Source organism: Pseudomonas sp. TE4620 (assembly GCF_056279045.1).
This window is the reverse complement of record NZ_JBWBQO010000001.1, coordinates 4,613,361-4,627,579: the sequence shown is the minus strand read 5'-3', so window position 1 is coordinate 4,627,579 and position 14,219 is coordinate 4,613,361. Positions and strand designations below refer to the sequence as shown.

Sequence of the window (14,219 nt, the reverse complement as noted above, 5' to 3'; positions counted from 1 at the left end):
GGTTGTGTGTTTTTTGATCAGCTGCGCCGGCGCAGGCTCAGCCAGGCGTCGACGCTGTACAGCGCCAGGCCCGCCCAGATGAACATGAAGGCCACCAAGGTGCTGCTCGACAGGTGCTCGCCGAACAGCCACACCGCCTGCAGCAGGACCAGGGTTGGCGCCAGGTACTGCAAGAAGCCCAGGGTGGTGTAGGGCAGGTGCCGGGCGGCGGCGTTGAAGCACACCAGCGGCACCAGGGTGACCGGACCTGCGGCTATCAGCCACAAGGCTTCGCTACTGGTATAGAAACTGGCCTGGGCGCTGTGAGCCATGGGGTTGAGCAGCATCCAGCCGATGGCCAGCGGCACCAGCATCCAGGTTTCCACCACCAGCCCGGGCAGGGCGGCGACCGGCGCCTGTTTGCGGATCAAGCCATAGAAACCAAAGCTCAGCGCCAGTACCAGGGATACCCAAGGCAGGCTACCGACCTGCCAAACTTGTTGCGCTACCCCAAGCGCGGCCAGCCCTACTGCGACCCACTGCAAACGGCGCAGACGTTCACCGAGTAAAAGCATGCCCAGCAGCACGTTGACCAGCGGGTTGATGTAGTAGCCCAGGCTGGCTTCAAGCATGCGGCCATTGTTTACTGACCACACGTAAGTCAGCCAGTTGCCGGCGATCAGCGAGCCGCTCAGGGCCAGGATCGCCAGGCGCTTGGGGTTTTCGCGCAGTTCGCGTAACCAGCCCGGATGTTTCCAGACCAGCAGCAGCAACGAGCCGAACAGCGCCGACCAGAGCACCCGGTGGACGATGATTTCTACCGCGGGGACGCTTTGCAGCGCTTTGAAGTAGAGCGGGAACAAACCCCAGATGATGTAGGCGCTCAGGCCCAGGATGTACCCGCGGCGCGGGTTGGCGGCGTGCATGCAGATTCCTTGCTTAGGCAGCTATCTAAAAGCAGGGGGCTATTGTAGACAGACTCGCACGCGCTTCAGAACAATTTCAGCGGTTCTTCATCCAGCGCCGCCATTTGTTCGCGCAGGGCGAGGATCTGGTCGCCCCAGTAGCGCTCCTGGCCGAACCAGGGGAAGCTGCGCGGGAACGCCGGATCGTCCCAGCGCCGGGCCAGCCAGGCACTGTAATGCAACAGGCGCAGGGCGCGCAGAGGCTCGATCAGCGCCAGCTCGCGCGGGTCGAAATCGTGGAACTCGTTGTAGCCATCCATCAGCTCGGCGAGTTGGCCAAGACGCTCGTGGCGTTCGCCGGCAAGCATCATCCACAGGTCCTGCACGGCCGGGCCGGTGCGGCAGTCGTCGAGATCGACGATGTGGAACACTTCGTCGCGGCACATCATGTTGCCCGGGTGGCAGTCGCCGTGCAGGCGGATGACCTGGTGCGGGGTGCTGGCGTAGATCGCTTCGACCCGCTTGAGCAGGTCGCGGGCTACCGATTCGAAAGCCGGCAGCAGGCTTTTAGGGATGAAGTTGCCTTCGAGCAGGGTGTTCAGCGAGGCGTGGCCGAAGTTATCCACCGCCAGCGCTTCGCGATGCTCGAACGGGCGGGTAGCGCCAACCCCGTGCAGGCGGCCGAGCAATTGCCCGAGGCGATACAGCTGATCAAGATTACCTGGCTCCGGCGCGCGACCACCGCGGCGCGGGAACAGGGTGAAGCGAAAGCCGCTGTGCTCGAACAGGGTCTCGCCGTTGTGCACCAGTGGCGCCACCACCGGCACTTCGCATTCGGCGAGTTCCGCGGTAAAGCTGTGTTCTTCGAGGATCGCCGCGTCGCTCCAGCGGTCCGGGCGGTAGAACTTGGCGATAAGTGGTTCAGCCCCTTCGATGCCCACCTGGTAGACCCGGTTCTCGTAGCTGTTGAGTGCCAGCACCCGGGCGTCGCTGAGAAAGCCAATGCTTTCCACGGCGTCCAGGACCAGGTCGGGGGTGAGTGTTTCAAAGGGGTGGGACATGCTCGCTCCTGCTATGCGGCAGGTGGCCGCAAGGTTCCTGCATGGTATCGCACATCGCCGGCTCGTGTGGGAGCGGGCTTGCCCCGCGATGCAGACACCAACTGATGTGCCGTCTGCACTGGCGTCATCGCGGGTCAAGTTGAGTTGTCGCACCGCCGCTCCTACAGATGGGCGCCAACGATCCCACCATCCTCCCTGCTGATTGCCATCACCGACGAGCGCGGCTTGCCATTGGGCAGGTGCTCGGGGAAGGTCGAACCGCCGGTTTCGCCCGGATGCTGGATACCGACGAACAGCGTGCGCTGGTCCGGGGCAAAGGCGATGCCGGTCACTTCGCAGGCCACCGGGCCGACCATGAAGCGGCGGATCTCGCCACTGGCAGGATCTGCACAGAGCATCTGGTTGTTGCCCATGCCAGCGAAGTCACCGCTGTTGCTGTAGTCGCCGTCAGTCAGTATCCACAAGCGGCCATCGGCATCGAAGCCCAGGCCATCGGGGCTATTGAACATGTTTTGCGGGGTGATGTTGGCGGAACCTGCCTTGGCATCACCGGCATGCACGGATGGATTGCCGGCCACCACGAACAGGTCCCAGTCGAAGCTCATGGCGCCATGGTCATCGGCGCTTTCGCGCCAGCGCAGGATCTGCCCGTAGACATTCTTCTCGCGCGGGTTGGGGCCGCCGACCGGCTGGCCGTCTTCACCGCGTTTGACGTTATTGGTCAGGGTGCAATAGACCTGGCCGTCCTTGGGGCTGACCACGATCCACTCCGGGCGGTCCATGCGCGTGGCCTGCAGGTGACTGGCGGCCAGGCGTGCATGGATCAACACCTGGGCCTGGCTGGCAAAACCGTTGGCGGCGTTGAGGCCGTGCTTGCCGTGGGTCAGCTCCAGCCATTGGCCTTTGCCGCGCGGATGGTCAGGGGTACGGTCGCCATCGTCGAAGCGCGCCACATACAAGGTGCCGTGGTCCAGCAGGTTGCGGTTGGCGCTGGCGTTCTTGTGGTCGATGCGCTCGCGGCTGATGAACTTGTAGATGAACTCGCCTCGCTCGTCGTCGCCCATGTACACCACGGCGCGGCCGTCGGCGGTCTCGGCGAGGGCGGCATTTTCGTGCTTGAAGCGGCCCAGGGCGGTGCGCTTGACCGGTGTTGATTGCGGATCGAACGGGTCGATCTCGACCACCCAGCCATGGCGGTTGAGTTCGTTGGGGTTTTTCGCCAGGTCAAAGCGCGGGTCGTGCGGGTGCCAGTCGACGTCCTTGCCGCTGACCGAAGCGCCATAACGCTTCTGCGCGGTATCGAAGGCCTGGGCCGGATCGCTGCTGCCGAAGCAGTCGGTGAAGTTCTCTTCGCAGGTCAGGTAGGTGCCCCAGGGGGTTTTGCCGTTGGCGCAGTTCTGGAAGGTACCCAGCACCTTGCGCCCGCTGTTGTCGGCCGCGGTTCTGAGCAGGGCATCGCCGGCGGCGGGGCCGCTGAGGCTGATGGGCGTGTTGCCATGGATGCGTCGGTTGTAGGGCGAATCCTGGATGAATTGCCACTGGCCGTCGGCGCGTCGCACTTCGATTACCGACACCCCTTCAGCGGCCTGGGCCTTGTGCACCTCTTCGGCAGAGGCCGGTTTGCCGCCGTGGCTGAACAGGTAGCGGTAGTTGGTGTACTCGTTGTTGATCGCCATCAGCGCGCGGTTGTCGTCGCCGGGGAAGGGGAACAGGCTCATGCCGTCGTTGTGGTCACCGAACTGCAGTTCCTGGGCCTGGGCACTGCCATTGCCGGAAGGGTCAAAGGCTGGCGCGTTGGCGTGCAGCGGCTGGCCCCAGCTGATCAGCACCCGGGCCTTGTAGCCTGGTGGCAGGCTGATGCTGTCGGCGCTGGCGGCGGGAATGCTGGCAAAGCCCAGCAGGCTGCTGTTGCCGGCGCTGACGCTGGCGGCCAGAACGCTGCGGCTGAGCAGATTGCCACCGAGAAACAACGCTGCGCCGCACAGGGCCCCGGCACCGATAAAGCGCCGGCGGCTGAGACGGGTGAGCTGTTCGAGGTCGGTTGGCTGGTGTTCTTCTAATAGGTGCATGACAGGCTTCCTGCGGGTTTGGCAGTCACCTTAGTCAGGGCGCATGACGGTTTTGTGGCAGTTTTACAGCGGCGTTCCGAGAAGTACGTAGGAAGGCTGGAACTGCACTTGCAGGTCGCTACCTACAACGACCCGGTGATCCTTAAGCCAGTGAGCTTCGGCAAAGGCACACAGGGTTTGCCCGCTGGCCAGGGCCAGGCGCACTTCGGTGGGGCCCTCGGCGTCGTCAAGCAAGGCATCGACCTTGACCGGCAAGCAGTTGTAGCCCTCGGCAGGTTGTTCATCGAGGCCGAGCAACTCCAGCCAGCCGGCCTTGATCAGGGCGACGACGGCGGTACCGGGGCTCAGTTCCAGGCGAGCGGTGCTGTCGTGGGTGATCTCGGCGTCGATGCGCAGATCACCCGCCAGGGTCAGGCTGATGCGGTCATAGCGGCCCTGGGTCTCGATCGAACTGATACGCCCGTGCAGTTGGTTGCGCGCGCTGGTGCGCAGCATCAGGCGGCCGAGCAGGTCGAGATCGCTGGCGTCTTCGGCGGCTTCGAGGATCTGCGCCTGCAGCGCCTGCAAGCGCTGGTACAGGCGCAGCACCCGTTGGCCTTCGGTGGACAGTTTGGCCCCACCGCCGCCACGGCCGCCGACACTGCGCTCGACCAGCGGGCTGGCCGCCAGGTTGTTGAGCTCGTCGATGGCATCCCAGGCGGCCTTGTAACTCATGCCGGCGCTTTTCGCCGCACGGGTGATCGAGCCTTGTTCGGCAATGTGTTGCAGCAAGGCAATACGCTGCGGACGGCGGACGATGTGCTGGGTGAGCAGGGCAGGCAGAGACATAAGCGGTAACGGGCACCTGAAAGGAAACAGCCCGAAAGTGCCCGCACCCTGCGTGCAAGTCAAGCGCTGCCGGGCTTGGCGGTGCGCGCCAGGCAATAGACATCGACCCGCCGGGCGCCCGCCTTGAGCAGCAGGCTGGCCAAGGCCTGGGCAGTAGCGCCAGTGGTCAGCACGTCATCCACCAGTGCCACATGACGCCCGGCAATCAGCTTGCTGTCGTGGATGGCGAAGGCCTGGCGCAGGTTGCGTTTGCGCGCCTGCGCCTTGAGACCTTGCTGGGCCGGGGTATCGAGGGTGCGGATAAGCACCTGTTCGCTGCAGCTTATGCCCAGTTGCTGCGCCAGCCAGTGACCGAGCATGCCCGCCTGGTTGTAGCCACGTTGGCGCAAACGCCGCTTTGCCAACGGCACCGGCAGCAACAAGGCCGGGCGCGGCAGCCCTTCTTCAAAGCGATGGATCAACCAGCGCCCGAGCAGTTGCGCCAGCAGGCGGCCCAGCGGCCACTGGCTGTTGTGCTTGAAGCGGGTGACCAGCGCATCGACCGGAAAGCCGTAGTGCCAGGGCGCCTCGACCCGATAGAAAGCCGGCGGGCGCCGGCTGCACTGGCCGCAAACCAGACCGTGCATGGGCAGCGGCAGGGCACAGACCTGGCAATGCTCATCGAGCCAGGGCAGTTCGCTTTCGCAGGCGACACACAAAGGGTAGGGCTGCTCGGCCGCTTCATTGCAGAGCAGACAGGTATGGTTATTAAATAGCCAGTTGTAAACCTTGTTTTTGACTTGTGGTTGACAGTGCATCAGCCTTCCTTAACTATGCGAGCTATCCGTGATGCGCTGGCGGGGTTTCCTGTGCCGGCGCTTGTACAAGCCTAAACAAGGAACCGCCGATGAGCGCCAGCACAACTGCAACAACACGTCACGACTGGTCCCTGGCCGAGGTCAAAGCCCTGTTCCAGCAGCCGTTCAATGACTTGCTGTTCCAGGCGCAAACCGTGCACCGCGCGCATTTCGACGCCAACCGCGTGCAGGTCTCGACCCTGTTGTCGATCAAGACCGGCGCCTGCCCGGAAGATTGCAAATATTGTCCGCAGTCCGGCCACTACAACACCGGGCTGGAAAAACAGAAGCTGATGGAAGTGCAGAAGGTCCTCGAAGAGGCCGCCCGCGCCAAAGCCATTGGTTCGACCCGCTTCTGCATGGGCGCGGCCTGGAAGCATCCGTCGGCCAAGGACATGCCCTACGTGCTGCAGATGGTCAAAGGGGTCAAGGCCATGGGCCTGGAAACCTGCATGACCCTCGGCAAGCTCGACCTTGAGCAAACCCAGGCGCTGGCCGAGGCCGGGCTGGACTACTACAACCACAACCTCGACACCTCGCCGGAGTTTTACGCCAGCATCATCACCACCCGCACCTACAGCGATCGCCTGCAGACCCTGGCCTATGTGCGCGACGCCGGGATGAAAATCTGTTCGGGTGGCATCCTCGGCATGGGCGAGTCGCTGGACGACCGCGCCGGGTTGCTGATCCAGCTGGCCAACCTGCCGGAGCACCCGGAGTCGGTCCCGATCAACATGTTGGTAAAGGTCGCCGGCACTCCGCTGGAAAACGCCGAAGACGTTGACCCGTTCGATTTCATCCGCATGCTCGCCGTGGCCCGCATCCTCATGCCCAAATCCCACGTGCGGCTGTCCGCCGGCCGCGAAGCGATGAACGAGCAGATGCAGGCCCTGGCCTTCTTTGCCGGTGCCAACTCGATCTTCTACGGCGAGAAACTGCTGACCACCGCCAACCCGCAAGCCGACAAGGACATGCAACTGTTCGCGCGCCTGGGCATCCAGCCCGAAGCCGGTGAAGAACACGCCGACGAAGTTCACCAGGCGGCCATCGAGCAGGCCTTGGTCGAGCACAAGAGCAGCGAGCTGTTCTACAACGCTGCCTCGGCCTGAGGCGCGCATGGCTTTTGATCTTCGCGCGCGGCTCGAGCAACGCCGCGCGGCTGACCTGTACCGTCAGCGCCCGCTGCTGCAAAGCCCGCAGGGCCCTGAAGTGGTGGTCGACGGCCAGCCGTTGCTGGCGTTCTGCAGCAATGACTACCTGGGCCTGGCCAATCACCCGGAAGTGATCGCCGCCTGGCGCGCCGGTGCCGAGCGCTGGGGTGTCGGCGGCGGCGCTTCGCACTTGGTGATCGGCCACAGCAGTCCGCATCACGCGGTCGAAGAAGCCCTGGCCGAACTTACCGGGCGGCCGCGGGCACTGCTGTTTACTACCGGCTACATGGCCAACCTCGGTGCTCTGACCGCGTTGGTCGGGCAGGGCGATACGGTGCTGCAAGACCGCCTCAATCACGCCTCGCTGCTCGATGCCGGGCTGCTCAGCGGCGCGCGCTTCAACCGCTACCTGCACAACGATGCCCAGAGCCTGGCCAGCCGCCTGGACAAGGCCGTCGGCAACACCCTGGTGGTGACTGACGGGGTGTTCAGCATGGACGGCGACCTGGCCGATCTGCCCGCCCTGGCTGCAGCGGCCAATGCCCGCGACGCCTGGCTGATGGTCGACGACGCCCATGGCCTGGGTACCTTGGGACGCAACGGCGGCGGCATCGTCGAGCATTTCGGCCTGACACTGGCGCAGGTGCCGGTGCTGATCGGCACGCTCGGCAAGGCTTGCGGTACCGCGGGTGCTTTCGTGGCGGGTAGCGAAGAGCTGATCGAATGCCTGATCCAGTTCGCCCGGCCCTACATCTATACCACCAGCCAGCCACCGGCGCTGGCCTGCGCCACCCTGCGCAGCCTGGAACTGCTGCGCAGCGAACACTGGCGACGTGAGCACCTGGCGGCGTTGATCCAGCAGTTTCGCCGCGGCGCCGAGCAGATTGGCCTGCAGTTGATGGACAGCTTCACGCCAATCCAGCCGATCCTGATCGGCGACAGCGCGCGCGCTTTGCGCCTGTCGCAGCTGCTGCGCGAGCGCGGCTTGCTGGTGACCGCGATCCGCCCACCCACGGTGCCTACCGGCAGTGCGCGGCTGCGCGTGACCCTGAGTGCGGCGCACAGCGCGGCGCAGGTGCAGCTATTGTTGAATGCATTGGCTGACTGTTATCCGCTGCTGGAGCTTGCTGATGCGTAATCATCTGATCCTGTTGCCGGGCTGGGGCCTGGGCAGCTCCGCCTTGCAACCGCTGGTGGCGACCCTACGGGCCATCGACCCCGGTTTGCGGGTCGAGATCCAGGCCTTGCCCAGCCAAGTGTCGAGCAACCCCGAAGACTGGCTCGACAAGCTCGACCGGCAACTGCCACGCCATGCCTGGCTGGGTGGCTGGTCGCTGGGCGGCATGCTCGCCGCAGAGCTCGCTGCTCGCCGAGGCGATGACTGCCATGGCTTGATCACCCTGGGCAGCAACCTCAGTTTTGTTTCGCGCCCAGGCTGGCCGCACGGTATGGCGGTGGATACCTTCCAGACCTTCCTCGAAGGCTGCCGTTATCACACCCAGGTCACCCTCAAGCGCTTTGTTTCGCTGTGCAGCCAGGGCGCGCAAGAGCCGCGCAGCCTGGCCCGGTTGCTCAGCGCCTGCATGCCCGCGCCGGCCCCCGAGGAACTGGTGGCGGGGTTGCAGGTGCTCGGCCAGCTCGATACCCGGAAGGCTGTGCAAGCTTATGGCGGCCCGCAGTTGCACCTGTTTGCCGGGCGTGACGAGCTGGTGCCGGCGGAGGTCGCCGGCGAGTTGCTGGAGATTCTGCCCGACGTGGAAGTCGGGCTGCTGGAAGACAGTGCTCATGGTTTTGTGATGGAAACACCTCATGAGTTGGCGGCAGCAATCAAGGCCTTTGTACATGAGAGTGGCGATGACTGATCTTTCCCTGCCGGGCCTGCCCGGCGCCTTGCCCGATAAACGCCAGGTTGCTGCGTCGTTCTCCCGCGCCGCCGCCAGCTACGACAGCGTCGCCGAACTGCAGCGCGCGGTAGGTACTGCGCTGCTTGAGCAGTTGCCGGGTGCACTTGAACCGCAACGCTGGCTGGACCTGGGCAGTGGCACCGGCTACTTCAGTCGCGCCCTGAATAGCCGTTTTCCCCAAGCCGCCGGTATCGCCGTGGACATCGCCGAAGGCATGCTCGAGCACGCCCGCGAGCAGGGCGGGGCGCATCATTATGTAGCTGGCGATGCCGAGCGCTTGCCGCTGCGCGACGCCAGTGTCGAGTTGATTTTCACCAGCCTGGCGGTGCAATGGTGCGGCGATTTTCGTGCCGTGCTCAGCGAGACCCGGCGCGTGCTGCAACCGGGTGGCGTACTGGCGTTCGCCAGCCTCTGCGTCGGCACCCTGCATGAACTGCGCGAAAGCTGGCAGGCGGTCGATGGCCTGGTGCACGTCAATCGCTTCCGGCGCCTTGAGGACTATCAGCGCCTGTGCGGCGAAAGTGAGCTGCAGGTGCTGAGCCTGCAGGCCCGGCCCCATGTGTTGCACTACCCGGATGTACGCAGCCTGACCCACGAACTCAAGGCCCTCGGCGCCCACAACCTCAACCCCGGCCGTCCGGCAGGCCTGACCGGACGCGCGCGCATGCAGGGGCTATTGCAGGCCTATGAGCGCTTCCGCCAGCCGCAAGGACTACCGGCGACCTACCAGGTGGTCTACGGTGTACTGCAAAAGCCGCCGGTAGAAGGGGATTGAGATGAACCCGGCCTATTTCATTGCAGGGACCGACACCGACGTCGGCAAGACCACCATCGCCGCCGGCCTGCTGCACGCCGCGCACCTGGCCGGCCTGAGCACCCTCGGTGCCAAGCCGGTGGCGTCCGGTTGCGAGGCCAGCAGCCAGGGCCTGCGCAACGCCGATGCCATGGCGCTGATCGCCGAAAGTTCGCTCAAGCTGCCCTACGAGCAGGTCAACCCGTTCGCCTTCGCGCCGGCCATTGCCCCGCACCTGGCGGCGCGTGAGGCCGGTATCGCCCTGAGCGTGCAGGCCTTGTTGACGCCGATGCGCGAGGTACTGGCCCAAGGCGCTGATTTCACCCTGATCGAAGGTGCTGGCGGCTGGCGAGTGCCGCTGTCCGACCAGGCCAATCTGTCGGACCTGGCCGTGGCCCTGAAGCTGCCGGTGATCCTTGTGGTCGGCGTACGTCTGGGCTGCATCAACCACGCCTTGCTGACGGCTGAAGCCATTGCCCGCGACGGCCTGCAACTGGCTGGCTGGGTGGCCAACATTGTCGACCCGCGCACCTCGCGCCTGGAGGAAAACCTCGCCAGCCTCGCCGAACGTTTACCGGCGCCGTGCCTCGGGCGGGTGCCGAAGCTCAAGCAGGTCAGCGCTGAAGCGGTGGCCGCGCACTTGCAACTGGACCTGCTGGACTGACGCTCGTCTATCGTAAGGCACAGTGCCATTAGTGTTTTCAACGGGCCTTTTGTTGGCAAGTCTGCTTCAATAGAGGCTGTTCGCCTTCAGCGTCATGGAGTTTCGACATGGAAATCTCGGGCAACTCAGTCTACTACGCAGGGCTCGGCGCCATTCAGGCCGGGCAGAATCGCGTCGATCAGGCCGCCAGCCAGATCGCCAACACCACCGTCGAGCGTGCCGCCACCAGCCAGTCCAGCGACTATCAGGCCGAGCGCCTGCGTGCGGTCGATCGCAGCCAGCAGATGGACCTGGCCACCAGCAGCGTCGAGATGGCGCTGGGCAAGCATCAGGTCGAACTTGGTGTCAAAGTGGCCAAAGCATCGGACGAAATGCTCGGCACCCTGATCGATACCTACGCCTGACCCCCTGCGGCTCGCCCTCTGCGCGCCTTCAACTAGTCTTTATGTATCAGCGCCTTGGCCTTGCAGGCCGGCGCTCGGCTGCGCGTTTGCGGGGTATTTGGCCAGGGCAATCGCGCAGTCTGGCATGGCCGAACTGCCCTCTGCTTGATGCTTGACAAGTTTTCGGCGTAAACGTATGTTTCAAACAACTGTTTGACCGAAAGCCGCCTAGAGCTGGTCGGTATATCGCGGTCTCCCTATCCAGGATTCATCAGCAGAGGTTCATCGCTATGCCTGATTACAAAGCCCCCTTGCGTGATATTCGCTTCGTTCGTGACGAGCTGCTCGGCTACGAAGCGCATTATCAGAGCCTGCCGGCTTGCCAGGACGCCACCCCGGACATGGTTGACGCCATCCTCGAGGAAGGCGCCAAGTTTTGTGAACAGGTACTGGCCCCGCTGAACCGTGTCGGTGACCTTGAAGGCTGCACCTGGAGCGAGTCGGGCGTAAAAACCCCATCCGGCTTCAAGGAAGCCTACAAGCAGTTCGTCGAAGGTGGCTGGCCGAGCCTGGCCCATGACGTCGAGCACGGCGGTCAGGGCCTGCCTGAGTCGCTGGGCCTGGCGGTCAGCGAAATGGTTGGCGAGTCGAACTGGTCGTGGGGCATGTACCCTGGCCTGTCCCACGGCGCGATGAACACCATCTCCGAGCACGGCACCGCCGAGCAGCAGGAGACCTACCTGACCAAGCTGGTATCCGGCGAATGGACCGGCACCATGTGCCTGACCGAGCCACACTGCGGTACCGACCTGGGCATGCTGCGCACCAAGGCCGAACCTCAGGCTGATGGTTCCTACAAAGTTACCGGCACCAAGATCTTCATCTCGGCCGGTGAGCACGACATGGCCGACAACATCGTCCACATCGTCCTGGCCCGCCTGCCCGATGCACCGGCTGGCACCAAAGGCATTTCGCTGTTCATCGTGCCGAAGTTCCTGCCGACCGCCGAAGGCACTGTCGGTGAGCGCAACGCCGTTTCCTGTGGCTCGATCGAACACAAGATGGGCATCCACGGCAACGCCACCTGCGTGATGAACTTCGACGCCGCTACCGGCTACCTGATCGGCCCGGCCAACAAAGGCCTGAACTGCATGTTCACCTTTATGAACACTGCTCGCCTGGGTACCGCGCTGCAAGGCCTGGCCCACGCTGAAGTGGCGTTCCAGGGCGGCCTGAAATACGCTCGCGACCGCCTGCAAATGCGCTCGCTGACTGGCCCGAAAGCGCCGGACAAAGCCGCTGACCCGATCATCGTCCACCCGGACGTACGTCGCATGCTGCTGACCATGAAGGCGTTCGCCGAAGGCAACCGCGCCATGGTCTACTTCACCGCCAAGCAGGTGGACATCGTCAAGTACAGCCAGGACGAAGAAGAGAAGAAGAAAGCCGACGCACTGCTGGCCTTCATGACGCCGATCGCCAAGGCGTTCATGACTGAAGTCGGCTTCGAAGCAGCCAACCACGGCGTACAGATCTACGGCGGCCACGGCTTCATCGCCGAGTGGGGCATGGAGCAGAACGTTCGCGACAGCCGCATCTCGATGCTGTACGAAGGCACCACCGGCATCCAGGCCCTGGACCTGCTCGGCCGTAAAGTACTGATGACCCAGGGCGAAGCGCTCAAGGGCTTCACCAAGATCGTGCACAAGTTCTGCCAGGGCAACGAAGGCAACGAGGCGATCAGCGAGTTCGTCGCACCGCTGTCCCAGCTGAACAAAGAGTGGGGCGAGCTGACCATGAAGGTCGGTATGGCCGCAATGAAAGACCGCGAAGAAGTCGGGGCCGCTTCGGTGGACTACCTGATGTACTCCGGTTACGCCTGCCTTGCCTACTTCTGGGCCGACATGGCGCGCCTGGCTGCCGAGAAGCTGGCTGCCGGCACCACTGAAGAAGCCTTCTACACCGCCAAGCTGCAGACCGCGCGTTTCTACTTCCAGCGCATCCTGCCGCGTACCCGCACCCATGTCGCAACCATGCTGTCGGGCGCCAACAACCTGATGGACATGAACGAAGAGCACTTCGGTCTGTCGTACTGATTCAAAGGCTGTAAGGAAAAACGCCTGCCCTCACCGGCAGGCGTTTTTTTTGCCTTTTGTTTTCTGTGGGAGCGGGCTTGCCCCGCGATGTGAGGTAGCTGACAGAATGCTATCGCGGGGCAAGCCCGCTCCCACCGACCAAGCGCATTCATCTATTCATGTGCGCTGCCGATACATTAAGGCACAATGCCATTATTGATCTGCCGGGTCGGAGATTACCCTTGTTTCGTTTATCCGCTGTACGCCTGAGCCACTTCCTGCCATCAGTCTGTTTGCTGGTGTCGGGGCTCGCGGCCGCTTATGTGAGAGACCTCAGTGTCTTTTTCACCTCACTGTTCAATGTCCTGCCTACTCTGGTCCTGTTGCTCGGCGGCGCCTATTGCGCCGTGTACCGTCGTCAGCGCGAACTGTTTCTGATGCTCACGGTGTACATCGCCTACTTTCTCCTCGACACCCAGACCGACTTCTACCGCGACAACGGTCGCGTGCGCGAAGACGCAGCGGTGGTGTTCCACCTGGTTTGCCTGCTGTTGCCGCTGATGTTTGCCCTGTATGGCGCCTGGCAGGAGCGTACCCACCTGTTCCAGGACATGGTCGCGCGCTTCGCCGTACTGCTGGCCGTGGGCAGCGTCGCTCTGGGCCTGGAGCAGAGTTTCCCGCAGGCACTGCTGAGCTGGCTGGCGGAGATCCGCTGGCCATCGCTGCACGGCCAGTGGATGAGCCTGATCCAGCTGGCCTACCCGGTGTTCTTCTGCGCCTTCATCCTGCTGGTGGTGCAGTACCTGCGCCAGCCACGGCCGTTGCATGCCGCGCAGTTGATCGGCCTGATCGGTATCTTCTGGATGCTGCCCAAGACTTTCATCCTGCCGTTCACCCTGAACATCATGTGCAGCCAGGTGATGCTGATGATTGCCGCAGCGGTGTCCCACGAGGCTTATCAGATGGCCTTCCGCGATGAGCTGACCGGCTTGCCCGGCCGCCGCGCGCTCAACGAACGCATGCAGCGCCTGGGGCGCAACTATGTGCTGGCGATGACCGACGTCGACCACTTCAAGAAATTCAACGACACCCATGGCCACGACGTCGGTGACCAGGTGTTGCGCCTGGTGGCCAGCAAGCTGTCCAAAGTTACCGGCGGTGGTCGGGCCTATCGCTATGGCGGTGAGGAATTTGCCGTGGTGTTCGCCGGCAAGAGCATCGAGGAGTGCATGCCGCACCTTGAGGCCGTGCGCGAGGTGATCGCCAACTACAACATCCAGTTGCGCAATCAGGACAGCCGCCCCCAGGACGACCAGCAAGGGCGCCAGCGCCGCGGTGCGTCGGCGGCCTCAAGCGTTTCGGTGACCATCAGTATCGGCGTCAGCGAGCGTCTGGCCGATCATCGCTCACCCGACGAAGTGCTCAAGTCCGCCGACCAGGCCTTGTACAGCGCCAAAGGTGCCGGGCGTAACTGTGTCGTCGCCTACGGTGTACAGGCCAAGCGTGGTGCCGTACGCATGGCGTGACCGAAATAGAATATACAGTCGCCAGATGACCCTATGTGTCACAAA

General features: G+C 63.7%; 13 protein-coding genes. 8 read left to right on the top strand and 5 right to left on the bottom strand.

All coding sequences use genetic code 11. The features are described 5' to 3' along the window. Positions 1-17: 17 nt before the first annotated feature. The 5 genes from rarD to ACZ9A3_RS21530 all read right to left on the bottom strand — a co-directional run bounded on the left by rarD (position 18) and on the right by ACZ9A3_RS21530 (position 5,639). Positions 18-905: an EamA family transporter RarD gene (rarD, locus tag ACZ9A3_RS21550; RefSeq protein ID WP_045199195.1), complete on the bottom strand. Its 888-nt coding sequence runs from the start codon at positions 903-905 to the stop codon at positions 18-20. 65 nt (positions 906-970) lie between these two features. Next, positions 971-1,945, bottom strand: a complete 975-nt coding sequence (locus ACZ9A3_RS21545) for a serine/threonine protein kinase (RefSeq protein ID WP_093378854.1) — start codon at positions 1,943-1,945, stop codon at positions 971-973. A gap of 161 nt (positions 1,946-2,106) precedes the next feature. After that, positions 2,107-4,014 carry a PhoX family protein gene (locus ACZ9A3_RS21540; protein ID WP_258595161.1) on the bottom strand — a complete coding sequence of 636 codons (1,908 nt, stop codon included), beginning with the start codon at positions 4,012-4,014 and terminating at the stop codon, positions 2,107-2,109. Positions 4,015-4,077: 63 nt separating this feature from the next. After that, positions 4,078-4,842 carry a TOBE domain-containing protein gene (locus ACZ9A3_RS21535; RefSeq protein WP_476253100.1) on the bottom strand — a complete coding sequence of 255 codons (765 nt, stop codon included), beginning with the start codon at positions 4,840-4,842 and terminating at the stop codon, positions 4,078-4,080. A 59-nt stretch (positions 4,843-4,901) separates the two neighbouring features. Next, entirely contained in the window at positions 4,902-5,639 is a 738-nt protein-coding gene (locus ACZ9A3_RS21530) for a ComF family protein (RefSeq protein ID WP_093378871.1), read from the bottom strand. A gap of 89 nt (positions 5,640-5,728) precedes the next feature. Here ACZ9A3_RS21530 and bioB point away from each other — a divergent pair, with 89 nt between their 5' ends. The 8 genes from bioB to ACZ9A3_RS21490 all read left to right on the top strand — a co-directional run bounded on the left by bioB (position 5,729) and on the right by ACZ9A3_RS21490 (position 14,174). Next, a complete protein-coding gene (gene bioB / locus ACZ9A3_RS21525) occupies positions 5,729-6,787 on the top strand; it encodes a biotin synthase BioB (RefSeq protein WP_045199206.1) in 1,059 nt (352 codons plus the stop codon). 7 nt (positions 6,788-6,794) lie between these two features. Then, positions 6,795-7,967 (top strand): 8-amino-7-oxononanoate synthase, encoded by a 1,173-nt coding sequence (gene bioF / locus ACZ9A3_RS21520; RefSeq protein ID WP_476253099.1) that lies wholly within the window; start codon positions 6,795-6,797, stop codon positions 7,965-7,967. Further along, positions 7,960-8,691 carry an alpha/beta fold hydrolase gene (locus ACZ9A3_RS21515; RefSeq protein WP_093378876.1) on the top strand — a complete coding sequence of 244 codons (732 nt, stop codon included), beginning with the start codon at positions 7,960-7,962 and terminating at the stop codon, positions 8,689-8,691. The genes bioF and ACZ9A3_RS21515 overlap by 8 nt, the downstream gene beginning before the upstream one ends. Then, positions 8,684-9,508, top strand: a complete 825-nt coding sequence (gene bioC / locus ACZ9A3_RS21510) for a malonyl-ACP O-methyltransferase BioC (protein WP_476253098.1) — start codon at positions 8,684-8,686, stop codon at positions 9,506-9,508. Before ACZ9A3_RS21515 ends, bioC begins: the two co-directional genes overlap by 8 nt. Position 9,509: 1 nt before the next feature. Continuing rightward, positions 9,510-10,190 carry a dethiobiotin synthase gene (gene bioD, locus ACZ9A3_RS21505; RefSeq protein WP_093378882.1) on the top strand — a complete coding sequence of 227 codons (681 nt, stop codon included), beginning with the start codon at positions 9,510-9,512 and terminating at the stop codon, positions 10,188-10,190. Positions 10,191-10,297: 107 nt separating this feature from the next. Next, the gene (locus tag ACZ9A3_RS21500; RefSeq protein ID WP_045199215.1) at positions 10,298-10,594 is read left to right on the top strand and encodes a hypothetical protein; all 297 of its coding nucleotides are present in this window, start codon (positions 10,298-10,300) and stop codon (positions 10,592-10,594) included. Between the two features lie 269 nt (positions 10,595-10,863). Continuing rightward, positions 10,864-12,669: a phenylacyl-CoA dehydrogenase gene (locus ACZ9A3_RS21495; RefSeq protein WP_476253097.1), complete on the top strand. Its 1,806-nt coding sequence runs from the start codon at positions 10,864-10,866 to the stop codon at positions 12,667-12,669. A 221-nt stretch (positions 12,670-12,890) separates the two neighbouring features. After that, complete coding sequence (locus ACZ9A3_RS21490) at positions 12,891-14,174, top strand: GGDEF domain-containing protein (protein WP_045199217.1); 1,284 nt, start codon at positions 12,891-12,893, stop codon at positions 14,172-14,174. Positions 14,175-14,219: the final 45 nt, after the last annotated feature.